Source organism: Pseudoduganella sp. R-31, assembly GCF_049913235.1.
GTDB lineage: Bacteria > Pseudomonadota > Gammaproteobacteria > Burkholderiales > Burkholderiaceae_D > Rugamonas.
In genome coordinates this window covers 2290009-2312133 of the sequence record NZ_CP183986.1, presented here as the reverse complement: position 1 = coordinate 2312133, position 22125 = coordinate 2290009, and the positions used below count along the sequence as shown (strand labels likewise).

Annotated in this window: 17 protein-coding genes and 1 riboswitch; of the genes, 9 read left to right on the top strand and 8 right to left on the bottom strand. The window is 61.0% G+C overall.

Annotation, left to right across the window (positions count from 1 at the left end; genetic code table 11):
* Nucleotides 1–52 precede the first annotated feature (52 nt).
* On the bottom strand, nt 53–2926 hold the full coding sequence (locus ACN9MY_RS10570) for a TonB-dependent receptor (protein ID WP_426337284.1): 2874 nt from the start codon (nt 2924–2926) through the stop codon (nt 53–55).
* 193 nt (nt 2927–3119) lie between these two features.
* Entirely contained in the window at nt 3120–3434 is a 315-nt protein-coding gene (locus tag ACN9MY_RS10565) for a hypothetical protein (protein ID WP_426322250.1), read from the bottom strand.
* Nucleotides 3435–3731: 297 nt separating this feature from the next.
* Between ACN9MY_RS10565 and ACN9MY_RS10560 the strand changes: the two genes are divergently transcribed.
* A complete protein-coding gene (locus ACN9MY_RS10560) occupies nt 3732–4229 on the top strand; it encodes a transcriptional regulator, SarA/Rot family (protein WP_130314940.1) in 498 nt (165 codons plus the stop codon).
* 30 nt (nt 4230–4259) lie between these two features.
* Here the strand turns inward: ACN9MY_RS10560 and ACN9MY_RS10555 are convergent, their stop codons facing one another.
* The 3 genes from ACN9MY_RS10555 to ACN9MY_RS10545 all read right to left on the bottom strand — a co-directional run bounded on the left by ACN9MY_RS10555 (nt 4260) and on the right by ACN9MY_RS10545 (nt 7291).
* On the bottom strand, nt 4260–4571 hold the full coding sequence (locus tag ACN9MY_RS10555) for a hypothetical protein (RefSeq protein WP_426170463.1): 312 nt from the start codon (nt 4569–4571) through the stop codon (nt 4260–4262).
* A gap of 3 nt (nt 4572–4574) precedes the next feature.
* A complete protein-coding gene (locus ACN9MY_RS10550; RefSeq protein WP_426170461.1) occupies nt 4575–5231 on the bottom strand; it encodes a thiol:disulfide interchange protein DsbA/DsbL in 657 nt (218 codons plus the stop codon).
* A gap of 116 nt (nt 5232–5347) precedes the next feature.
* Nucleotides 5348–7291: a TonB-dependent receptor gene (locus ACN9MY_RS10545; RefSeq protein WP_426322247.1), complete on the bottom strand. Its 1944-nt coding sequence runs from the start codon at nt 7289–7291 to the stop codon at nt 5348–5350.
* Between the two features lie 72 nt (nt 7292–7363).
* A riboswitch (cobalamin riboswitch) is annotated at nt 7364–7559 on the bottom strand.
* An 84-nt stretch (nt 7560–7643) separates the two neighbouring features.
* On the opposite strand from ACN9MY_RS10545, the gene ACN9MY_RS10540 reads away from it, so the two are divergent.
* The 3 genes from ACN9MY_RS10540 to ACN9MY_RS10530 are packed head-to-tail and all read left to right on the top strand — an operon-like array spanning nt 7644 to nt 11498.
* Nucleotides 7644–9833, top strand: coding sequence for a M1 family metallopeptidase (locus tag ACN9MY_RS10540; RefSeq protein ID WP_426337283.1), 2190 nt, complete (start codon nt 7644–7646; stop codon nt 9831–9833).
* The gene (locus tag ACN9MY_RS10535; protein WP_426322243.1) at nt 9830–10690 is read left to right on the top strand and encodes a hypothetical protein; all 861 of its coding nucleotides are present in this window, start codon (nt 9830–9832) and stop codon (nt 10688–10690) included. Before ACN9MY_RS10540 ends, ACN9MY_RS10535 begins: the two co-directional genes overlap by 4 nt.
* A 19-nt stretch (nt 10691–10709) precedes the next feature.
* Nucleotides 10710–11498: a DODA-type extradiol aromatic ring-opening family dioxygenase gene (locus ACN9MY_RS10530; RefSeq protein WP_426322241.1), complete on the top strand. Its 789-nt coding sequence runs from the start codon at nt 10710–10712 to the stop codon at nt 11496–11498.
* 124 nt (nt 11499–11622) lie between these two features.
* Here the strand turns inward: ACN9MY_RS10530 and ylqF are convergent, their stop codons facing one another.
* The gene (gene ylqF / locus ACN9MY_RS10525; protein WP_426322239.1) at nt 11623–12570 is read right to left on the bottom strand and encodes a ribosome biogenesis GTPase YlqF; all 948 of its coding nucleotides are present in this window, start codon (nt 12568–12570) and stop codon (nt 11623–11625) included.
* 183 nt (nt 12571–12753) lie between these two features.
* Here ylqF and ACN9MY_RS10520 point away from each other — a divergent pair, with 183 nt between their 5' ends.
* From ACN9MY_RS10520 to ACN9MY_RS10505, 4 genes are all read left to right on the top strand, one after another.
* Nucleotides 12754–15483, top strand: a complete 2730-nt coding sequence (locus tag ACN9MY_RS10520) for a type VI secretion system Vgr family protein (protein ID WP_426337282.1) — start codon at nt 12754–12756, stop codon at nt 15481–15483.
* Nucleotides 15484–15518: 35 nt separating this feature from the next.
* A complete protein-coding gene (locus ACN9MY_RS10515; RefSeq protein ID WP_426337281.1) occupies nt 15519–17558 on the top strand; it encodes a phospholipase D-like domain-containing protein in 2040 nt (679 codons plus the stop codon).
* 83 nt (nt 17559–17641) lie between these two features.
* Nucleotides 17642–19144: a tetratricopeptide repeat protein gene (locus ACN9MY_RS10510; RefSeq protein ID WP_426337280.1), complete on the top strand. Its 1503-nt coding sequence runs from the start codon at nt 17642–17644 to the stop codon at nt 19142–19144.
* 175 nt (nt 19145–19319) lie between these two features.
* Nucleotides 19320–19598, top strand: a complete 279-nt coding sequence (locus ACN9MY_RS10505; protein WP_426170448.1) for a PAAR domain-containing protein — start codon at nt 19320–19322, stop codon at nt 19596–19598.
* A gap of 8 nt (nt 19599–19606) precedes the next feature.
* Here the strand turns inward: ACN9MY_RS10505 and ACN9MY_RS10500 are convergent, their stop codons facing one another.
* Both ACN9MY_RS10500 and ACN9MY_RS10495 read right to left on the bottom strand, forming a co-directional pair.
* A complete protein-coding gene (locus tag ACN9MY_RS10500; RefSeq protein WP_426170447.1) occupies nt 19607–20209 on the bottom strand; it encodes an energy transducer TonB in 603 nt (200 codons plus the stop codon).
* A 1-nt stretch (nt 20210) separates the two neighbouring features.
* Nucleotides 20211–21137 (bottom strand): histone deacetylase family protein, encoded by a 927-nt coding sequence (locus tag ACN9MY_RS10495; RefSeq protein ID WP_426322230.1) that lies wholly within the window; start codon nt 21135–21137, stop codon nt 20211–20213.
* A gap of 61 nt (nt 21138–21198) precedes the next feature.
* Here ACN9MY_RS10495 and ACN9MY_RS10490 point away from each other — a divergent pair, with 61 nt between their 5' ends.
* Nucleotides 21199–22119 (top strand): AAA family ATPase, encoded by a 921-nt coding sequence (locus ACN9MY_RS10490; protein WP_426322228.1) that lies wholly within the window; start codon nt 21199–21201, stop codon nt 22117–22119.
* Nucleotides 22120–22125: the final 6 nt, after the last annotated feature.

Sequence of the window (22125 nt, the reverse complement as noted above, 5' to 3'; positions counted from 1 at the left end):
GTGAACCGAGCAACGCCCTGCGTGGCTAGGGGGTCTTCTTGACCGTCTAGCCTTACATCCTCCAACGCAACGCTGCCGAAACCGAACGTCCGATCTGCACCGTGCCGAAATTGGTCAACTGCGCGTTACCCGCATTGCCGAAGTGGTAGTACTGCTGCTGCATTTCGTTCGTCAAGTTGACGCCACTGATATCGAACGACATGTTGTCGTTGATCTTGTACGAGATCTGCATGTCCACGCTCTTTTCCGGATGACGCCAGATACCAATCGGATTGGCAAACAAGGCGGCTTCATTGCGGTCCAGGAAGCCGGAGCGCCAGACATAGGACAAGCGCGCGCTGACCGGGCCCTTTTCGTACGCCAGGGTGGCGTTGTAGGAGCTCTTGGACACGCCGAAGAACGGCGTTTCGAGTTGCGAGACGATGACGCCGGCATCATTGGCGTCAGGCACGTTTTGCGACGAGGTCAGTCGCGTATAGCTGCCCTGGACGCCCAGGCCGTCCAGCAGGCTCGGCAGCCCCTTCGGGAAGTAAATGAAGCCGAGCTCGGCGCCCTTGATCGTGCCGTTGGAGGCGTTGACCGGCGAGTTGATGACGTAGTCATAGCCGTTCGTATGGTCGCCGCCCGCGGTCGAGTTGCGGAATGGGTCGTTCGCCGGATCGACGTGAACCTTGTGGCGCAAGTCTACGGTCAAGCCGTCGATCTTGCGTTTGAACAGCGTGCCGTAGAGTGCGCTGTCCTTCTGGAAATACCACTCGGCCGTCAGGTCGAAGTTCTTGGAATGCGTCGGTTTCAGGTCCGGATTGCCGCCGCTGCCCGAGCCATAACCCACCTTCGAAACATCGTCGTTGAGCTGCAGGATAGGGTTGAGGTCACTGAACTTCGGGCGGCGCAGGGTTTCACCATAGTTGAAGCGCGTCACCACGTCCTTGGATGCGTCATAAATCAGGGTCATGCTAGGCAGGACCTTGCTAGTCGACTTGCTGGCAGTAGACGACGAGACCGCCTTGGTGGTGGGATCAACCTTATAGAAGGTCATGTCGGTATCGACCTTGACGTAGCGCACGCCGAAATTGCCGCGCAGGCGACGGCCGAACAATTCGTTCTGGGTATTCCCCATCAGGAAGAGGTTGTTCGTCTTTTCATCGACCTCGAACGTCTTCTGCAGGCTCAGTTTGTCTGTCGTCAGGAAGTTGGCATCGACCGAGTTATAGAGCTTGCGCCAGTCGTCGATGTGGTCGCGGATGTAATAAGCATTCGGCTCCACCCATGAGCGCGGAACGTCCGAAATGTCCGTGCCGAAGTTCGAGTTGGTGGAGGAATACGCCGGGCCCAGCGAGGCGAGCGTGCGGCCCAGATTGCCCGATTGCGTCCGGTTGGCCTCCGACGCCTTGCGGTCGTCGAAGCGCACGCCGAACTGGATCGTCTCCAGCGCACCCCAGTTGGCATCGTAGACGCCCGACAGGTTGGCCGTCGCAGCGCTGCCCTTGTTGCGGTTGGCGTTATCGTAGAACTGCGCAACATTCCACTTGGCCGGGTCGGCCAGGTCGGCATCGTTGTTGAAATGGAAGGCGGTATTGTTGCCGCCGTCATTGAAGTTGACGTTGATCGACGGTGCAACGCGATCAATCCGGGTGGCCGTGAATTCCGAGTGATAGGTGCTGGATTGGTACGACAGGTCGCCTTCCAGCCTCAGGCGATCGCCAAGGTCCCACTTGCCGTTCAGGGCATATATGCGAGAATCGGTTGCCGATGTGGTGTAGTCGCCGCTGTTGAAGCCATAGACGTTATTGACTTGACGGCTCTTGATAACGTTGGTTCCCGGGTACGTCGTAATGGTCCCCGCAGGATTGCTGCCGAGATCCCCCCACCAGTCAACAAAGCTGAACAGCAAGCGGTTGAAGGACTTGTCACGATAACCGTTGTACATCGATTCGAAGGTGTAGACCGAATCGGCGTTCGGTTTCCACTGCAAGGCGATATTGGCGGCCGGACGCTTTCGCTCCCCGTGGGTGTCGCTCTGGAAAACGGCGTCACGCGCGAGGTAGTAAGGATAAGCTTTGCCGTTGAAATCCAGCGTTGAACCCTCGGCCATCGGCAAGCCGGCATGGGTGCCTGGCGTCCAGATCTTATTATCGAAGATGCGCTGCAACGGGATGTAACCTGGGGGAACTTCGCCGGCATTGGGGCTGGTGAACGGCACCATGGCGCCCGGGGTCACGCTTTCATTGCGGTAATTCGTCTTGTTGACCGACAGATTGACCAGGGCGCCGATTTCGCCGACGCCGGTTTGCCAGCGGTTGCTTAACATGCCGCTGAGCTGCGGGTTCGCCTTTTTCGCGGGATCGAGATAGGTTTCACGCACCGACAGCGAAGCTTTTGGCCCCTTGAAATCGAACGGCCGCAGCGACTTGACGTCAACCTGGCCTGCAATGCCGGTGTCCAACTGGCTGGCGTCGCGCGTCTTGTAGACGTCGATCTGGCGCACCAGGGTCGAAGGAATGTCCTGGAGCGCGACCTGGGTGCCCGACGCGGTAAAGATGTTGCGGCCGTTCCAGGTGGTTTGCACGTCCGGCAGGCCACGGATGGACAAGGTGCCGACTTCGCCGCCGGAACGGTTGGTGACCTGAATCCCTGTCACGCGCTGCAGCGCTTCAACGACATTATTATCGGGCAGCTTGCCGATGTCTTCGGCAACGACCGATTCCAGGACCTGGTCGCTGGTGCGCTTGATCGCCAGGCTCTTGATCATCGATGCCTTGACGCCGGTGACGATCACGGTCGCGTTGTCAGTCGCTTCCTTCTTCTCGGCGACGACGTCAGGATTGGCCTGGGCGGCTTCCTGCGCCCAGACCGATGCGCTGCTCAGCAGGCCAGTGGCCAGCATGCAGGCGACGGTGGTTTTCAAATTTAACTGGTGTTGCATTTGCGGTCTCCCTGAGTTGGTTTTTGTTAAAACCGAATGTAGGGGATCAAGCGGGATGCAATCCAATTAAATCTTTTCCGACTTTAATACCAGTTTTGATATCGAGGAGCGGCGCGGCCCAGAGGAGAAAGCGCGTTCGTGCCTCTTCCGGCCCGCCCTGCCGGGGTGGGTTGTAGTCTTGTAGCAACAGCCTTTAGCTGCCGCGCTCGACGTCGTCGTGTTCCTGGCGTTTGGCGTCGGGCAGCGATTCGACATGGTCGACATCGATATCGCCGCCATCCGGGGCCGGCGTATCGCGTCCGACACTGGCGCGTTCGCCGGTGCCCTGGGCATCGGAATCACTGTCGAGTTCAGTGTCGCCGGGCCCTGGCGGGCGCGCGCCTTGCAGGTCGCTGCCGGAATCGGACGAATCGCTGGGGCCAAGGGCCCCGGTGCCATGGCCCTTGCTGACTTCGCGGTCAGGCTGGGCTGGCATATTGTCCGGGTCGAGGGTACTGGTTCCTGACATGGTGTCCTCCTGTTTCCAATAATCTAACGAAAACAGGGGCCAAGCGGCGCAGTGTTGGAAGTTGCCAACACTATGTTACATGGGCAATAAAGCTGAAACATCTTCGGCCGTATCCGGCTTGTACCAAATTTCCCCTTTAAGTATAAGGTTTTCCCAATATGTAACTTTCAAAAAAGACGCAACCCGAGCGTCACCGAAGCTTTCGTTTGGGGTTTGATACAGATCAAAAAGGCATTTACCTTAGGTCAACACTAGTACAATTCAGGCTTGAACAAATTGCACAGGAGTGCCTGCAGAATGAGTAGTTTTGACGCAACCAATAAGCGCCTGAAAAATATTCATACTCGCATCCCGGAATTCCCGGAAGACCTGGTACGCCTGCTGCGCATGACCTATCACGTCCAGAAACGCATGAAGGACCTGGCGAATTCGGTGCTGCGCAAGTATGACCTGGTCGATGCCAGCTACATGGTGCTGGCGGTGCTGTATGGGTCGGAGAATGAAACTTCGACGGCGTCCAACCTGGGCGAAGCCTGCATGGAAAAGCCGGCCAACCTGACCAGGGTCTGCAACGACCTGGAAGCGCAAGGCCTGATCACCCGCGGCAACCGCCCGGGCGACCGCCGCTGCGTGATGATTACCCTCACCGATGCCGGCCGCAACCTGATCGAGCAGGTGATGCCGGAAGTGTGGTCGCGCACCACCCGCGCTTACGACGGCTACAACGGCGACGATATCCGCGTGCAGGAACAGCTCTTCAAGCGCCAGCTAGCCAACCTCGACGTCACAGCCTGATTAAAAAAATGGGGTACGTCCCCATTTTTTTTATTTCTGGGGCTTGGTGTGCTTCATTGCGTAGACCAGGTGCTGCCACCAGTGCTCGCGTGACTGCACGCTCAGCATGCACTGGCGGTCGATCTCTTCCTTGAAGACGCGGTCGCGGCATTGCATATTGGCCAGCGCATTGCGCTGGTTTTCGGCATTCACCACGGCCACCACGAGCCAGAACACCAGCCCGGACAACAGGACCACCAGCGTCCAGGCAAAATGGTTGACCCAGGTGCGCTGCACCAAGCCGGCCTCGTCAGGGGCCGACTCCCGGAACGCACGCATCACGCCTTCTTCACGTTGATCCATGTCTTACTTCTTGGTCGCTGCAGCCTTGGCTACCAGGTAGTCCGCAACTGCCAGGGCGGCTGCCTGGGACTGGTCTTCCGGCTGGCCTGGACGACCGGCCATTGATGGGGAAGTCACGTAACGGCCATCGATCACCAGGGTTGGCGCACTGTCCACCTTGTACTGGGCGATGATGGTCTCCATGCGCTTCATTTTAGACTCGACGCTGAAGGATTTGTAGACGCTTTCGTACTTGGCCTTGTCGACGCCGGCGCTTACCACCACGGCGGTCACGTCGTCCTCGCGCATCAGGCGCTTGTGCTCTTTGTGGATGGCGTCAAACAGCTTCTGGCTGGCTGGTTCCAGCGTGCCCATGGTTTCCAGGGTGACGTAGGCGCGTGCCAGCACGTCTTTTTCACCGCGGGCAAAGTGGATGCGGCGGAAGTGGATCTTGTCGGCGTTCTGCTTGACCCAGGCCGACATGCGCGGTTCGAGCGCATTGCAGTGCGGGCAAGTGAACATGAAGAACTCGACCACCTCGACCTTTTTACCCTGGGCTTCGGTGCGCACCGGGGTGTCGAGAACCGTATAGTCAACGCCTTGTTTCGGCTCGGCGGCATAGGCGCCGGCAGCGGTGAACATCAGGGCGGCAGAAGCAAGCAGCAGTCGCAGCAAACGCATGGTCATCCTTACAGGTAAATGGTAAACGCCGCGAGATTACCATTTTTTGCGCGCCGTGATCAGCCCCGTGGGCCAAAAAGGCGCCAACGGGGCATTTTTAAGCCTGTTTTAAGCGCTTAAAAGTCGTAGCGTGCCGATACTTTCAGTTGACGGCCACTGTTCGGGTAGATGCCTGCGCGGCAGCTGAATGCTTGGCTGAAATGCTCCTTGTCGAACATGTTCAGCGCGGTCACAGCCAGTTCCCATTGGCCGAACTTGCGCGCGTAGCGGCCATCGACCACGGTGTACGCCGGCATGCGGGCGTCGCAGCTGTTGTCGAAATCGCTGCCGTAGCGCTGTTTGCCGACGCGCTGCACGCCGATGTCGGCGCTCTGGCCGTCGGACGGCAGCCAGGCCAGGCGCACGGTCAGGATGTTCTTCGGCACCAGCGCCAGTTCGCGGCCGGCGTTCGGACCGGAGCGGAACTCGGCATCCACCTGCTGGAAGTGGCCCTGCACCTGCCATTCCGGCGCGAAGCGGTAGCTGCCATCGAGCTCGAAGCCCTTGCGCTGGGTTGGCGCCAGGTTGGTGTTGGCGCCGAACATGCCTGCGGTCGGGTCGTAATAGATCTCGTTGTCCAGGTTGTGGCGGAAAATGCGCGCGTCAAGCTTGGCGGCGCCCTGCGCATAACCAAGGCCGATTTCAACATCGTGCGAAGTCTGGGTTTCCAGCGGCTTGTTGGCCTGCGGAGTGAAGCCGTTCTCGTCGGAGTTGGCGACGCGGTAGCTCTGGCCAATCTTGGCCCACGCTGTCAGGCCCGGCGCGGCAAGCATGCTGCCCTGCACTTCCCAGGCGTTGTTGGCTTGCTTCACGCTGTAGGTGGCGGTGGTGAATGGCACTGGATCGATCGAATCCTTGTCGAACAGTTCGCGGCGCACGCCGGCGGCCAGGCGGAATTGCTGCGGGCCGGAGAACTTCATTTCGTCGCGCAGGTAGAAAGCCTTGCTGCGCTGGCTGGCGTCGGCGGCGGAGAAGGACGCGGTGGTGACGCGGTTCCAGCGGCCGAAGTCAAAGCCGGCGACCAGTTCATTCAGCATGCCGTCGAACTGGCCAAGGTGGCGCACGCGCGGCGAGAACTGGGTCTGCTTCGTGTCGTAGGCGGAGCTGGAAACGCCCCATGGACTGAAGTAAGTGGCTTCCGCTTCCTTCTTGCGATGCGACAGCTCCGCAGCCAGGTCGAAAGCGCCTACCTTGTGCTCCCAGGCGGCGGTATAGCGGTCGCTATCGAGCTTGCCGAAATCGTTCGGGGTCAGGGTCTGGCGCGGATTGGCGTTGAATTGCGCTTCCGTCAGGCTGCCGGCGAAGCGCTGGTCCTGGCGCGCGATGTCGGCACGCAGCGAGAAGCTGCCCACGCCGGTGCTGAACTTCACGCCGCCGTTAAGGCGCGACTGCTTGAATTCATTGTTGTCGCGGTAGTTGTCGGAGCGCTGGTGGCCGGCCGACGCGTCGAAGGCAAAGCCGTCGAAGCCCTGTGCCACGCTGGCGCGCACCTCGCCGCTGTCAAACTGGCCCAGCTCAGTGAACATATTGCCGCTGCGCTCGCCGGCTTGCGGGCGCTTGGTGGTGATCTGGATCACGCCGCCGGTGGCGCCTTCGCCATACAGCACGCTGGCGCCGCCGCGCATGATGTCGATGCGCTCCACCATGTCGATCGGAATGGTGGACAGGGTTGCGCTGGACAGCTCGTTTTCGTTCAGGCGCACGCCATCCAGCACAATCACCACGTTCTGGTCGCTGTTGGTGCCGAAGCCACGCAGGTCGAGGCCGAAGTCGGGGCTGCCGGTCAGGCTCTGGCGGCCGTACACGCCGCCGATCTTGCGGATCGCCTGGTTGACGTCGGACACGCCGGCGCGGCGGATGTCGGCCGCGGTGATGGTGGTGGCGCCGATCGGCAGCAGCGACGGATCGCTGGCGAAGCGGGAGCCGGAAACGACAACGGTGTTCGATTGGGCTTGGGCCGCTGCGGCAAAGCACAGGGCAACCGCTGCGGCAACGGCGCAGCGCGAAGTGATGAAGGTCATGGCAAATCAGTAGAAAGAGTATCCGCCTGCGTCCCCGCAGCCGGAATCCACAGAAGACGAACCCTGCGCGGGCGCGCTTCCACCTCCCTGGCCGGTATCCGGGCTGGCAAGACTGACCGGGCCACCTTCCTGCAGCAGCAGTGGCTAATTGGCGCGGCCTGCCGTCTCAATGACGGCGCTTGCGTACCGTTGCGGGGGCAGCACATTGCGTTTCCCGTTTAACTGCCTCCACGAACAGGAGGCGGGCACCAAGGCGCCGCCATTATACGCCGGTTAAAGTTGGCATAAAAGTTTGGCAATCGGCCGCCACCCGGGCTATATTTTGGTGTTGCAAAAAACCCAATGGAGTCTTATGCGCATCACTCACCTTTTGGCCGCGGCCGCCCTGTTGGGCGGGGTCGCGGTCCAGGCCAGCCTGTGGGCCGGTGGCGCGACGTCCGCCACCGTGCCGGAAGCCGGTAGCGGCATCGCACTGGCGCCAGCCAAGGCGGCCGCCGTCATGCAGCCCAGCGCTCCCGGCGCCTGGGGCGGCATCCGCACCGGCCAGGAGGCCACGTTGTCCGACCGCGTGGTGGACTACCAGATCGAAGCCAGCCTGGATCCGGTCAAGCACACCATCGACGGCAAGCAGCGCCTGACCTGGCGCAACCGCAGCGCCGAACCGGTGCGCAGCGTCTACCTGCACCTGTACCTGAATGCCTTCCAGAACGGCTACAGCACCTTCCACACCGAGGAGCGCAAAACCGGCAGCGGCATTCGCAACAGCGCCCTGAGCAAAGATGGAGAATGGGGCTACACGGAATTGCGCAGCGTGCAGCAAGGCGGCGCCAAGGTGCCGTGGACTTTCGTGCATCCCGACGGCGGCCCGGCGGCCGACCAGACCGTGGTGCGCCTTGACCTGCCGCAGGCTGTCGCAGCGGGCGCCAGCACCACGCTCGATATCGCCTTTTTCGACCAGCTTCCGCGCGTGATGGCGCGCAGCGGCTACTTCGACAGCTTCCACCTGGTGGCGCAATGGTTCCCCAAGATCGCCGTGCTGGAACTGCCGGGCGAACGGGGCGCCACCGCGGTGCGCTGGAACGCGCATGAATACCACGCGGAATCCGAGTATTACGCGGACTTTGGCAGCTATGACGTCAAGCTCACCGTCCCCAGGGAATATACCGTGGGAGCCACCGGCGAACTGCAGGGCGCACCGCAGGAAAAGGACGGCAAGCTGACCCACCATTTCGTGCAGGGCGACGTGCACGATTTCGCGTGGACCGCCGACAAGCGCACTGCGGCACCGCTGACCGGCACCTGGACCGGGCCCGGCAGCCCGCAAGTGAAGATCACCGTGCTTTATCCGCCGGAATTCGCATCCAACGCGGCGCCTGCCTTGCAGGCCACCAAGGATTCGCTGGACTACTTCTCGAAGACCCTCGGCCCCTATCCATACAAGACCGTGACGGTGGTCATTCCTCCGCATAACGCCAGCGAAGCGGGCGGCATGGAGTACCCCACCTTCTTCACTGTCGACAACTTCGCCGGCCTGAAGCCGGGCACGTTCGCATCGGCGGCGCTGGATTTCGTCACCATTCACGAATTCGGCCATGGCTACTTCTACGGCATCCTCGCCAGCAACGAGTTCGAAGAGCCGATGCTGGACGAAGGCCTGAACGAGTACTGGAACCAGCGCATGCTGCGCGATACGGGCCGCAAGGCCTACCTCACGACGCCGTTCCTGCGAGCGATCGGATTTGCGCCCACCATCAAGGGCTTCGAGTTCGAACGCCAGGGCACGCCGCGCGACGAGCCCTCCGATCCGCTGGGCCAGAATGCCTATACCCGCCTGCAAGGCATTGGCCCGGTGTACTCGCGCACCACCCTGGTCATGCATGACCTGGAAGCGCAGCTGGGCAAGGAAACCATGGAGCGCGCCTTCAAGGAGTATTACCGCCGCTGGAAATTCCGCCACCCAAGCGTGGCTGATTTCCGTGAGACGCTGGCAGAAGTCAGCGGCCAGCGCCAGCTGGTGGAAACCGTCTTCGCGCAGCAGGTCTACGCCACCACGCGCGTGGATGACCGCATTTCCTCCTTCAGCAGCGACGAGGTGCTGCCACTGCCGGGCCGGCAAATGAAGGGCGGCAAGCTTGCCGACTTGAGCGAAGAGCAGGTCGACCAGCACGTCGAACAGCTGCGCGATGCATGGGAAAAGGCCAACCCGGAAGCCAAGCCGGGCACCGGCCCGTTCCCCTACCTGACACGGGTCACCGTGCGCCGGCGCGGCGCCGATGTCTTGCAAACACTGGTGGTCACCTTCGCCGATGGCACCAAGGAGACCGTGTTCTGGGGCGGCGAACAGCGCTGGCATACCTACGAGTGGACCAAGCCCGTGAAAGCGGTATCCGCCCAGCTCGACCCTGAGGGCAAACACCTGCTCGACGTCAGCAAGCTCGATGACAGCCGCACCCTGAAGAAGGACGGCAGCGCGTCGCGCCGCTGGACCTTCGACCTGGCCGCCATCATCCAGACCCTGCTCTCTTTCATCGCCACTGTATGAAGCTGACAACCAACCTCAAACACGCCGCCCGCGCCGCCCTGCAATGGCGCCTGATGCTGATCTGGCTGATCGCCATGCTGCTGCCGACAGCCCTGCTGGCCCTGCCCATCTGGAATAGCCTGGCGCCGCTGCTGGACAACTCGGTGCGCGCCCCCGAACTGGCGCGCGCGCTCGACGGCCTCGCTTTCACCGACATATCCGCCGAACTGCGGCGCAACGCCGTTTCGCTGCAAGCCGGCGGCATCGCTGCCTTGGTCCTGACCCTGCTTCTGTCGCCGTTCCTGACCAGCGCCATCGTCACTGCCGGCCGTGCGCAGCAAACCGCCACCTTGCGCGAACTGTGCGCAGGCGGGGTCGCCGAATACCCGCGCATGTTCCGCATGCTGCTGTGGGCGATCGTGCCGCTGGGCGTGGCGTTTGCACTGGGCGGTGCGCTGGCGGAAGCTGCCGAGAACTATGCCGGCAAGGCAGTACTGGAAGCCGATGCGGCACGCTGGCAGCTGGCAGCCACGGTCGTCACAGCCCTGCTGGTGGCGCTGACCAACCTGACGCTCGATGCCGGGCGCGCCCAATTGGCGATCGACCGCCGCCGCACGTCTGCCGTCAAGGCCTGGTGGCGGGGCGTCAAGCTTCTCTTGCGCCGGCCCGTGGCCATGCTGGGCGCCTACACGGCGCTGACTGCGGGCGGCCTGCTGCTGGCGGCCGTGCTGGCAGTGGCACGGCTGAATGTGGCCGGCAGCAATGCCGCGCTATTGGTAGCTGCGTTCGTGCTGGCACAGCTGATCGCCCTGGCGATGGCGTGGATGCGCGCCGCCCGCCTGTTTGCGCTGATGTCGCTGTCTGCAACGAATCGCTGACCAGAGTATATTGGTGGGCATGACTACCTTGCCCACCTTCTTCCTGTCCCACGGCGGCGGCCCATGGCCCTGGATGCGTGACCAGTTCGGCAACGCTTACGACCAACTCGATGCATCGCTGCGCGACTTGCCGCGCCAGGCCGGCGGCAAGCCGAAGGCCCTGCTGGTCGTCACCGCCCATTGGGAGGGACGCGACTTCCTCGTTTCATCGTCGGCCAGGCCGCCGATGATCTACGACTACGGCGGCTTTCCGCCGCATACCTACCAGATCCAGTACCCCGCCCCCGGCTCGCCGGAACTGGCCGAACGCGTGGCAGGACTGCTTGCCGGGCGGGCGCGCCTCGATCCGGAGCGCGGTTTCGACCATGGGACGTTCAGCGCCATGTATCCCGCCTTTCCTGAAGCCGATGTGCCGATCGTGCAGCTTTCGCTGCGCCACGGGCTGGATCCGGCGGAGCACCTGGAGATTGGCCGCTTGCTGCGTCCTTTGCGCGACGAGGGTATTTTGGTCGTCGGCAGCGGCCTGAGTTTCCACAACCTGCGCGCGTTCAACGCCGCTGGCGCAGAGGCTTCACGCCTGTTCGATGCGTGGTTGCGCGAGACCATGGCGGCAGCACCGGGTGAACGCACGGCGCGCTTGCTGGAATGGGAACGGGCGCCTGCCGCGCGCATGGCGCATCCGCGCGAAGAGCATTTGCTGCCTTTGATGGTGGTGGTGGGTGCGGCCGAGGATGCAGCCGCCGAAGTGGTGTATCACGAAGACCGTTTCATGGGGGCGCTGGCGGTGTCCAGCTTTAAGCTTGGCTAAAACCGGTAAACCAGGGTCAGACCCAAGGGTCTGACCCGGTCAAATCAGCTGCTGCTGGAGACTTTCCAGTTTGCAGGTGAGCAGGCGGGTCTGACCCTGTGGGTCTGACCCGGGTTTGCCGGTTTCAGGTCCCGCGCTTGCCCTTCATGCGCTCGGCTTCCTTCTCGGCGGCCTTGCGCTCCGCCTCTTCCGCCTTGATGCGCTCGGCCTCCGCGTGGACCGCCAGCGCTTCGGCACGGGTGGCCGGCGTTTCCAGCGAAATGCGACCCAGTGCGCCGCTGCGGTAGTCCTGCAGCAGCATATGCGACGCCTTCTCGAAATCCCAGTCGCCGCCCTTCAAGCGGTAGCTGCGCAATTGCGCCACGCGTTCGATCAGCGCCACGCCATCCATCGCCGACACGTCGGCCTTGTAGCGCGCCTTGAGCAATTCCGGATAGCGCTTCAACAGTTCTTCCGCCAGCCAAACAGCCACTTCTTCCTCGATCAGCGCGTTGGCGCCGATCGCGTGCGAGGCCGCCAGCGCCATGCCGTCGGACGGCATCTCGATCTTCGGCCACAGCAGGCCCGGCGTATCGATCAGCACCGTTTCCATATCCAGGTAGATCTTCTGCTGCTGCTTGGTGACGGCCGGCTCGTCGCCCACCTTCGCCACGCGGCGCTTGAGCAGCGCGTTCATCAGGGTCGACTTGCCGACGTTGGGAATTCCCATGATCATCATGCGCAATGGCTTGGTCGGCTCATTGCGGTGCGGCGCCAGCTTGCGCGCCTTGGCGATCACCTTGGCTACGTCGGACGGCTTCTTGGTCGTCATCGCGTAGGCAGTGACGGTCTTGTCCTGCTCGAAATGGCGAATCCAGGCCGCGGTGGCATCGGGATCGGCCAGGTCGATCTTGTTCAGGATCTTCAGGCAAGGGCGCGAGCGGAATTTGCGCAGCTCTTCCACAAGAGGATTGCAGCTGGCCGCAGGCAGGCGCGCGTCAACCACTTCGATGACGACGTCGACGTCGGCCATCTGTTCCGCCGCCTTTTTCTTGGCGGCGTTCATATGCCCGGGGAACCATTGGATAGACATGCTCTTGCCCTAAAAATCGAATAAACAATCCGCTATTTTACATGGCGCCACAGCCTTTTACCCACATACACTTGGGCTCACACGATTGCCCGCCGCCCATCCCGAAGATTTTTGATAATGTGGTAAAGTTTGTAACTATTGTCAATTTGCAACACCAATCCTTCGTGGTTGGGCCGAAAATGCATGAGTAAGTTCATCCAGAGTTTCAGGGAACTCATTAGTACCCCTCAACACAACCGTATTTTGCGCCTGGCTTTCCCGCATAAAGACGGCCCTGCCGCGCAACTGCTGGTAAACCGCCTCGACGCGGACGAGGGCCTGTCGCGGGACTTCGAATTTACTGTCGAACTCCTCTCAGGCAGCGCCACCCTGGAACTCAAACAACTTCAAGGAAAGCTCCTTTGCATCGAATTGGTCGGGGGCGATGGCACTCTGCGCTATTTCACAGGTTACTGCTTTGCATTCCGCCTGAAGCGGACCGACGGAGCGGTGGCATTTTACGAGGCTCAGCTCGGTCCCTGGCTGAAATACCTGAGCCTGCGTAAGAATAGTTACCTCTTCCACAACAAGAACCTGCACGGCCAGACAGAAACCATCCTGGGCAGCTACGGTGCCCTCCCCGACTGGGACTGGCGCGTCGCCGGAATGGATCCGCAAATGACAGACGCCTGCCAGTTTGCCGAAAGCGACCACAATTACCTCAGCCGCCGATGGGAGGCTGCTGGCCTGCTTTACTGGTATGAGCACAGCAGCACCGGCCATAAGCTGATCCTGACGGACGACTCCACGGCTGCCGCCCCCATCGACGGCAGCGGCAGTGCCCCCTTCCAGCGCCACGGCGGCGCCACCGAAGAAGACGGCATAGGCGAATGGTCGCCCACACGCCAGGTTATGCCGGGCAGCGTCCGCTTGTCCCAGTACGATTTCAAGAACCCTTTGCAAAGCCCGCAAATGCAAAGCACTGCTCCCACCTTGAACAAGCAAGGCGCGGTGCTGGATATCGAATCTTACGAATACACCGGCGCTTACGGGTTCAAAGACCAGGACGGCGATGGTCTGGCAACCTTGCGCATGCAAGAGATGGAAGCGCTTGGCAAGCACTTTGACGGTGCTGGTAACAACCGCTTCATGATGCCTGGTCGCGCCTTCCATTTGACCGGCCATTTCGATGACACTGCGGATTTCGGCAACGCCACCTCGAACCAGAACGAGTTCCTGGTTCTTCAGGTTCGCCACATAGCCACCAATAATTACTTGCAAGAGCCTGAGTACGCCGTCGAGTATGCAAATAGCCTGAGCTGCATCCGCAAGATGATTCCATGGCGGCCAGGACGCAGCTTCAACAGCATCGACACCAAAATCTTTGCGCCACAGACAGCGACGGTGGTCGGGCCAAACGGAAACGACAGCATCCACGTCGACGAATTTGGACGGGTCCGCGTGCAATTCCATTGGGACCGGATTGGCCAGCACGACGACCGCAGCTCGGCCTGGATCAGGGTCGTCAATCCATGGACAGGCAGCCAACTGGGCAGCCCCGCGACGCCAAGGGTCGGAAGCGAAGTCGTTGTGCAGTGGCTGGATGGTTCACCTGACCGCCCCATCATCATGGGAGCCGTCAGCAACCAGGACAATATGCCGGCGTGGAAGCTGCCCGAACAACAAGCGCTGACCGGCATGCGCAGCCGCGAGCTGGCACCGGGCGGCGGCAACCAGGCCGGCGGACGCAGCAACCACCTGATCCTCGATGACACCTACCAGAGCATCCAGGCTCAGCTCAAAAGCGATCACCAGCACAGCCAACTCAGCCTCGGCCAGATCACCCGCATCGAAGACAATGCCGGACGCAAAGATACGCGTGGCGAAGGGTTCGAACTCGCCACCGGTGCTTGGGGCGTAATCCGGGCCGGTCTCGGCATGTTGGTTTCGACCGAAGCGCGCGAGCGCGCGCGCGGCACGGTGAAGGACATGGGTGAATCCGCCCGGCGACTGGACGTGGCGAGCGAAAACCATGCCGCGCTGGCTGACCTGGCGCAGCAGGCTGGCGCCCAGGAAGCACAGCAACAAGCCATCGTGGCGGCTGGCATCCAGCAGCAAAACGACGCCATCCGGGGTGGCAGTGGCCCCTTCCCGGAACTGAGCAAGCCCTTGCTGGTGCTGGCCAGCCCCGCTGGCATCGCAACAACAACCGCCCAGTCCACGCACATCGCCAGCGACCAGGATACCGCCTTGACGACCGGCAAAAATTTGTCGCTCGCCAGCGGCGGCAGCCTGTTCGCCAGCGTCAAACAGACTTTCCGCCTCTTCGTCGAGAACTTGGGCATGAAACTGCTAGCCTACAGCGGCGATATCGACATTCAGGCACTGAAGCACAACATCCACATGCTCGCCAAACTCGATATCAGCATGACTGCCAATCGCATCACCATCAGTGCCAAGGAAGAACTGAAAATCATCGGCGGGGGTAGCTACAGCATCTATAAAGCCGGTGGCATTGAGCATGGTACCAATGGGGACTTCGTCGCCCACGCCGCAAAACATAGCCTCGTGGGGCCGCAAAACGCGACACCGCCAACCTTGGTTGACAAGGACCTCAAGCCCACACCAGAGCAATTGCACTACACCATTCGATCGCGCGCCGGCGGCCGGCCTTTCGCCAACGTCCCCTACGAGCTGTACAAGGGCGACGCCAAGGTCGAGGATGGCCTCAGCGACGAGTTCGGCCGCATCGTCATCGATCACGAGCCAGGAACGCCGCAATATAAAGTCAAACTGCCGACCGGCGAAGAGTTCGTGGTGGCCGTCAGAGAGCAATTGGCCCAGGCGGGCGACGCCGCCCATGCGGAACAAACGCTTTCCAATCGCGGTTCACGCGCCCTCGACGGCGAAGCGCAAAGCCGCACCTATGTTTAAACCGGCACCATCTGACAGAGTAATTCAAGCAATTCATGACCGATCCGATCAAACGAACTGAAACCTCGCACATTTGCGAAACAAACCGCACCGCCAATGGTTCAGTGCAATGGTTTGCCGAAAATCGCAACAAAAAAGGCGCGGCAAGCCATCCGATCACGCACAACAATCAACTTAAGTTGTTCATCTGCGGCCAGGAAGGGTTCGCCGACATCGCAGCAGAAATCGCAGCCGCCCAACAGAGCATCGACCTGGTGTGCTGGGGCTTCGACCCCGGCATGGAACTGGTGCGCACGGGGAAAACCTGGCCACGAGGACCTACCTACGGCGACCTGCTAATCGCGGCGGCCAAACGTGGCGTCACAGTTCGTCTGCTAATTTGGCACGACACCATTGGAAGTTGGCTGCAAAAAAACATGCCGGGCTATTCACACGACAATGATCCCTGGACCGATGACCGGGTCGACAGGGAACACTTTAGCGCTGCAAATAGCCTGGCGCGGCGCCAGGCTGCGCAGAAGGACCCCGGCTTCTTCAGCAGACTCAAGCAGGAGAACATTCACTCCGATGCGCGCACCGAATATTGCTGCAGCTGGTACAAGGCGGCGATGCATGGCTTGCTGGGCCTGATTAAAGTTCGGGTCCGTACAGGAGATGCGAGTGCCATCAACTCCGCCCTTGGCATGGAAAGGCTGAAACCCGGCAGGCTGCGCGATGGCGAAGTCGAACGTGCGCTCCTGGTGCACGGCGGCACCCACCACCAGAAACCGATCCTGATCGATTACGCCTACAATGAAGGGGCGAAAGCTGTCGGATACGTTATGGGCCTCAACTCCGTCACCGACTACTGGTGTACCACGGCACACTTGCTGGAAGACTCTCGCCGCGAATGTGGGGGCGAGAAAGAAGCCGAGGAGGCCGTGCAACTTAGCGCTGCCGACGGCACTGCAATAGTTAATCCTGACCAAGGCTTTGCCACGCTAAAGCCCTACCAGGACTACGCGTGCCGTGTTGAAGGCGCTGCCTTGCACTGCCTGTACAAGAATTTTGTCACTGCTTGGGATCGCGCCGTCGACGACCGAACGCGCGCAGCGGAACGCGCCTGCACGAGCTGGCAAGATGGCTGCAGTGCCCCGCCCGCCCGCTTGGCGCGCCCGGCAAGGCCCGACGATTCTACCGTCCAGATCGTACGCACCCAACCCGAAGAAAATGGTGACATGACGATCAAAGAGGTCTATTTCCAGGCCACCGATATCGCCGCCCTCGGCGGTGGCTATTTGTATATGGAGAACCAGTACTTCCAATATGAAGACTGGTCGCGCCGCCTGCTCGAAAAGCGCAAAAGCGTGGTCGCCGCCTGGAACCGTGCCCGCGCAAAAGCCGGCAAAAGCATGGAAGAAATGCCCCACATGCATGTATTCATCGTCATCCCGGCCCCCGAGCGCGCGCAGATGGTTCCCCGCACCTACGACACCCTTGCCGTACTCGGTCAACAAGATGGCATGACCGGTCAAGGCAAGCTGATCAAAGACGCCAATGAAAACCCAAAACGCCACATCGTAGTCACCCGAGCCGGCGCCCGCGACTTAGGCCCGGCCCCGCCGCCTGAAGTGGTGCAGTACGCGAATACCATCAGCAAGCCTAGTCTGAAAATGTTGGAAGATCAATTCGGCCTGAGGGTGAGCACTGCCATGTTACAAACAAGCGGCGTCGACAAAGGTCATTGGCGCTATCGCGAAATCTACATCCATTCAAAGCTGCTGTTAGTTGACGACAGTTTCTTCACGTTGGGCAGCGCCAACTTAAACCAGCGCAGCATGGCGGTCGACAGCGAGATCAATATCGCGAGCGACGATCCGCGACATGCGACGGAATTGAGGCAGCGCATATTTAAGATGCATAGCGGTGACGTAGTATCAGGAGGGAACGGCACGGCGGAAGAGATTACTTCAGCATTTAAGAAATGGGCCGATTTGATGAAGACAAACAAAATACAGAAGTCAAAGAGGCAAGGCATGACCGGCTTCCTGCTTCCTTTCAGTGACAATCGCAGTTCAACAATTCGTTTTAGTTAGTCATGCTACTACTACAGAACTTTCAACGATTAAGGGCGCTTGCTGCGCTCGCATTCTTATGTTTCACGTTATTCGCTTGCAAAATGACACATGACAGCCGCCCGCGAAGTCAAGAACTTCCACTTTTTAACCCTCACCGCCCAGATTTCACTTGCACGGTCGAGGCTGATAAGTTGCCCCCAATTGATGCGCAAGCCGATGCGTGGTTGAAAAAAGCCATTGAACTCGAAGACCCGTCCATCTACGTAGACGACCGTGATTACAAACAAATCGTTGCGCTGACGAGGCAGGCCGCCGAGCGACATCACTGGAAAGCGATGCTTAATCTGGCCAGCCTTTACCTAGAAAAACGTGATCCCCAATACGGCGCGCAAGATGCAATCAAGCTAGTCGAAGACGCGATGCAGCTCGGAGTACCTGCTGCCTTTGATCGCATGGGTGTTTATTACATGAATGGCACAGGAGTCGACAGTGACGCCACCAAAGCGTATTCATTTTTCCAGCGCGCAGCTGAAATGGGTAACCCACAATCGATGACTTTCCTTGGCGAGAAATTGACGGCAACTTGGGACAGTCCGGCGGATGGATTTTGGGCAAATATCCCTATTGGAAGAAAAATGCTCGAATGCGCCTTTGGACAAGGTTTCGGTCCAGCGGCATACTACTTGGCGTCCGAATACCGCGAAATCGCCCGCAATCCAACTCGAGAGAACAACGAACGTGCGTTGAAGGTTTTACACGAGGGGGTCAAATTGGGTTGTGCAGACTGTGCTAACAAATTGCAGATCGAATTCGGCGAGCCATTTGATCCAGCCAAGATGCTGCCACCACAAATTGACAAGAGTCGCGCGCAACGCTATGGAATTCTTGGTGATGCTTTGAGCTTTAACCCCAACCGTCGGTTCCCCAACCTCGACAAAATTTTGCCACTGCCTCCAGCTAAACTTCCTCCTTGGGACGGCAAGAAAGAATCCTTGCTGAAAGCTGCGATGGGTGTGAATCCACCACCAGTTGCACCACCACCAAGCGCAGCGGCCCAACTCAAAGGCCGACACTTCGTGGCTGCCGAATTCACGCTGCGCAAGTCTGAAGTCAAGGCCCCAGCAGTGCTGGCGCCCGCTCCGGCCTACTGGCAACCTACCGCGCCAGGTCAGGATGCCACGATCCAGGCAGCGCTGGCAGCTATCCCGCCAGGCCTGTACTTGCAGGACGAGCCCTTCGAACGCTTCTATCAGCCAAATGGTGGCGGGCGTTTGATCAGCGACGTGGTATGGGAACGTTGGGACACCATCCGCCACGACCACTCTTCGGTCGCACCACGCGCGGCAAGCGGACTTACGCGTACCGCCCCGCTTCCTCTTGCCCAATCAGCCGCAGCCAAGGATCTTTGTCCTGCCACCGGCACTTGGCAACCGTGGGTGCACCCAGATCACGCTTTGAGTAGCATCGTCAATCAGTCTTGGCGACAGGCATGGCTCACAGCAGGCCAGCCTTTCCCGCAAGCGGACAAAGACTGGCTACTAGACCTGCCAGCAACGGATTTGACGTGGCACCTAATGGATGCTGCCGATGCGCAGGTCAGCTAAATTGACCCACATTGAAATCATCTTGTCGCACCGAATGCATAGCTACCCTCCGGCGGCCTACGCTCATCTGACAAAATATCTCTCCCAATGCCGCTGAACAAGCTATGCAGCGATCACGTCACGTCCCGAGCAATGCGGTCCGGGAAAAGCGTTCTGTTTTCCTCGAAAGGGAAGTATGTCTTTAGTAATCATCACTGTGGGCGACAAAACCAGCCATGACGGCAAAGTCATTAGTGGTTCGCCTGATCACGACATCGCCGGCAAGGCCATTGCACGGCTAGGCGACGCAGTCGATTGTCCGGACCACTACCCGGGCGGCAAGCCACACGGGATCAACAAGATCATCACCGCCCACGAGTCACTGACAGTCGGCGGAATTCCCGTAGCGGTGGAAGGTTGCGAAACTGAGTGCGGATGCAAGCTGATTGGCAGCTCCAACGCCTCGGTCGGCTGATAGCACGATTACTTCAGCAGCACCCTGCCAAACGAGGTATCGGTGCGCTCGCCGCTGGCGCCAGGTGCAATGCCGAAGCGGCAGCCGGCGACGTAGGCAACTGCGTCACGCACCACCTGTGGGGCATAGCGCCCCGGTTCGGGAATGATATTGCGCGGCACACCGTCGGAACCGACCAGGAAGCGTACCTTGACGCCGGCGCGAAGTTCCGCCTGCTGGTCGAAGTTGGCGTAGCCGGCGATGTGGGGCTCCGCCTTGCAGCTCCCCGGGATCAGAACCGGCCGCAATGGCGCCGGGCCTTCCAGCGTCCACGCATACTGCAGCGGGAACACCGTGCCTTCGCGCGCCGCCAGCAGGCCGGGCTTGAAGCGGCAGCGCGCCAGGCCCGCCAGCGCCGCCTGGTCCAGGATGCTCCAGCCGCTGCCCTGCTTCACATGCGCATTGCGCACGGCGCCGTCGGGCCCGACCTGGAACTGCAGCGTGGTGGTGCCTTCGATTTCGTAGCGCACGGCTTCGCGCGGCCACTCGGGCACGGTGCAACTGGCCGGGGTGGCCAGCGACTCATAGGGGAAAGCGCTGGCACCGGCCAGCGCGAGCAGCAGCGACAGCATGTCAGATCTCGGCCAGGGCCTTTACGTGGGCCACCACGCTGCGGCCCAGGGCCGACAGGTTGTAGCCGCCTTCCAGGCAGCTCACGATGCGGCCTTGCGCGTGCTGGCGCGCGACCTCCATCACTTGCTGCGTCATCCAGGCGTAATCGGCTTCCACCAGGCCCATGCCGCCCAGGTCGTCCTCGCGGTGGGCATCGAAGCCGGCGGAGATGAAGATCATCTGCGGCTTGAACGCGTGCAGCGCCGGCAGCCACTTTTCCTGCACCAGCGCGCGCACCGTGTCGCCCTTGGAACCGGCCGGCACCGGCACGTTGACGCGGTTCGGCGTTTCCGGCAGCACTTCGCAATACGGATAGAAGGGATGCTGGAAGAAGCTCACCATCAGCGCGCGCGGCTCGTCGAGCAGCGCTTCTTCGGTGCCGTTGCCGTGATGGACATCGAAATCGACCACCGCCACGCGCTCCAGGCCGCGCACGTCGAGCGCATGCTTGACGGCGATTGCCACATTGTTGAACAGGCAGAAGCCCATCGGCTCGGTCGGCCGCGCGTGGTGGCCCGGCGGGCGCACGGCGCAGAAGGCATTGTCGATTTCGCCGTCAATCACGGCATCGGTGGCCGCAATCGCGGCGCCGGCCGCACGCCGCGCCGAGTTCCAGCTATGCGCGTTGAGCGAAGTGTCGCCATCGATCGGGTAGTAGTCGCCGGCAGCCGGCAGGTGGTCGCGCACGATGGCGATGGCGTTGGCAGTGTGGTTGCGTGCGATGGAAGCTTCCTCGGCCAGCGGGGCTTCGCGGTGTTCCAGCAGGTCGTCGATGTGGGCGTTGATCAACTGGTCGGCAATGGCTTGCAGGCGCGCCGGGCATTCTGGATGCCAATCGCCCATTTCGTGGCGCCGGCAGTCGGGATGGCTGTAAATTGCTGTGCTCATGAATCGCGTTCTCGCATAGAATGCGACTAATCTACCACGCGGCGGGATGAGTACCAAAACCATGTATACCAAATTACACGCCGTAGCACGCCAGGTTGGCCAGGTCATCGTCGGCAAGGAATTGCAAGTGCGCCAGTCCCTGACCTGCCTGCTGGCCGGCGGCCACCTTTTATTGGAAGACTTGCCGGGCGTCGGCAAGACCACGTTGTCGCACGCCCTGGCGCTGTCGCTGGGCCTGCAGTTCAACCGCATCCAGTTCACCAGCGACCTGCTGCCGGCCGACGTGGCCGGCATTTCGATCTATGAACGCGAGCTGAATGCTTTCAGCTTCCATCCGGGCCCGATCTTCACGCAAGTGCTGCTGGCCGACGAAATCAACCGCGCCACGCCGAAGACCCAGTCCGGCCTGCTGGAGGCGATGGAAGAGCGCCAGGTTTCGGCCGATGGCGTGACCCGCCCCCTGCCCGAACCGTTCTTCGTGATCGCGACGCAGAACCCGACCCACCAGGTCGGCACCTTCCCGCTGCCGGAATCGCAGCTGGACCGCTTCCTGATGTGCATTTCGCTCGGCTACCCCGACGCTGCCGCCGAACGCGCGCTGCTGATGGGCGAAGACCGCCGCCAGATGCTCAAGCACCTGGCGCCGGCCATGACGCCGGCCGAACTCTTTGCAGCACAGCAGTCGCTGCGCCAGATCCATGCCTCGCCGGCCCTGATCGACTACGTCCAGGCGCTGGCGCAGGCTTCGCGCCAGAACGGCTTCTTTGCCGAAGGCCTGAGCCCGCGCGCCGCGCTGGCCCTGCTGCAGGCGGCGCGTGCCTGGGCCGCGCTGGAAGGCCGCGACCACGTCATGCCGGAAGACGTGCAAGCCGTGCTGGTGCCGGTCTGCGCGCACCGCCTGCGCCCGCTCAAGTCTTCGCACGGCACCGCGATGGCCAGCCGCGACCTGGTGCTGCAGCTGCAGAAATCCGTACCTGTTTAAGTCCAT

Coding starts and splice junctions, on each gene's coding strand:
- ACN9MY_RS10535 (WP_426322243.1), top strand. CDS start 9,830: ATGAAGCTGACAACCAACCTCAAACACGCCGCCCGCGCCGCCCTGCAA.
- ACN9MY_RS10550 (WP_426170461.1), bottom strand. CDS start 5,231: ATGCGTTTGCTGCGACTGCTGCTTGCTTCTGCCGCCCTGATGTTCACC.
- ACN9MY_RS10540 (WP_426337283.1), top strand. CDS start 7,644: ATGCGCATCACTCACCTTTTGGCCGCGGCCGCCCTGTTGGGCGGGGTC.
- ACN9MY_RS10545 (WP_426322247.1), bottom strand. CDS start 7,291: ATGACCTTCATCACTTCGCGCTGCGCCGTTGCCGCAGCGGTTGCCCTG.
- ACN9MY_RS10495 (WP_426322230.1), bottom strand. CDS start 21,137: ATGAGCACAGCAATTTACAGCCATCCCGACTGCCGGCGCCACGAAATG.
- ACN9MY_RS10490 (WP_426322228.1), top strand. CDS start 21,199: ATGTATACCAAATTACACGCCGTAGCACGCCAGGTTGGCCAGGTCATC.
- ACN9MY_RS10565 (WP_426322250.1), bottom strand. CDS start 3,434: ATGTCAGGAACCAGTACCCTCGACCCGGACAATATGCCAGCCCAGCCT.
- ylqF (WP_426322239.1), bottom strand. CDS start 12,570: ATGTCTATCCAATGGTTCCCCGGGCATATGAACGCCGCCAAGAAAAAG.
- ACN9MY_RS10515 (WP_426337281.1), top strand. CDS start 15,519: ATGACCGATCCGATCAAACGAACTGAAACCTCGCACATTTGCGAAACA.
- ACN9MY_RS10520 (WP_426337282.1), top strand. CDS start 12,754: ATGAGTAAGTTCATCCAGAGTTTCAGGGAACTCATTAGTACCCCTCAA.
- ACN9MY_RS10505 (WP_426170448.1), top strand. CDS start 19,320: ATGTCTTTAGTAATCATCACTGTGGGCGACAAAACCAGCCATGACGGC.
- ACN9MY_RS10500 (WP_426170447.1), bottom strand. CDS start 20,209: ATGCTGTCGCTGCTGCTCGCGCTGGCCGGTGCCAGCGCTTTCCCCTAT.
- ACN9MY_RS10555 (WP_426170463.1), bottom strand. CDS start 4,571: ATGGATCAACGTGAAGAAGGCGTGATGCGTGCGTTCCGGGAGTCGGCC.
- ACN9MY_RS10530 (WP_426322241.1), top strand. CDS start 10,710: ATGACTACCTTGCCCACCTTCTTCCTGTCCCACGGCGGCGGCCCATGG.
- ACN9MY_RS10570 (WP_426337284.1), bottom strand. CDS start 2,926: ATGCAACACCAGTTAAATTTGAAAACCACCGTCGCCTGCATGCTGGCC.
- ACN9MY_RS10560 (WP_130314940.1), top strand. CDS start 3,732: ATGAGTAGTTTTGACGCAACCAATAAGCGCCTGAAAAATATTCATACT.
- ACN9MY_RS10510 (WP_426337280.1), top strand. CDS start 17,642: ATGACACATGACAGCCGCCCGCGAAGTCAAGAACTTCCACTTTTTAAC.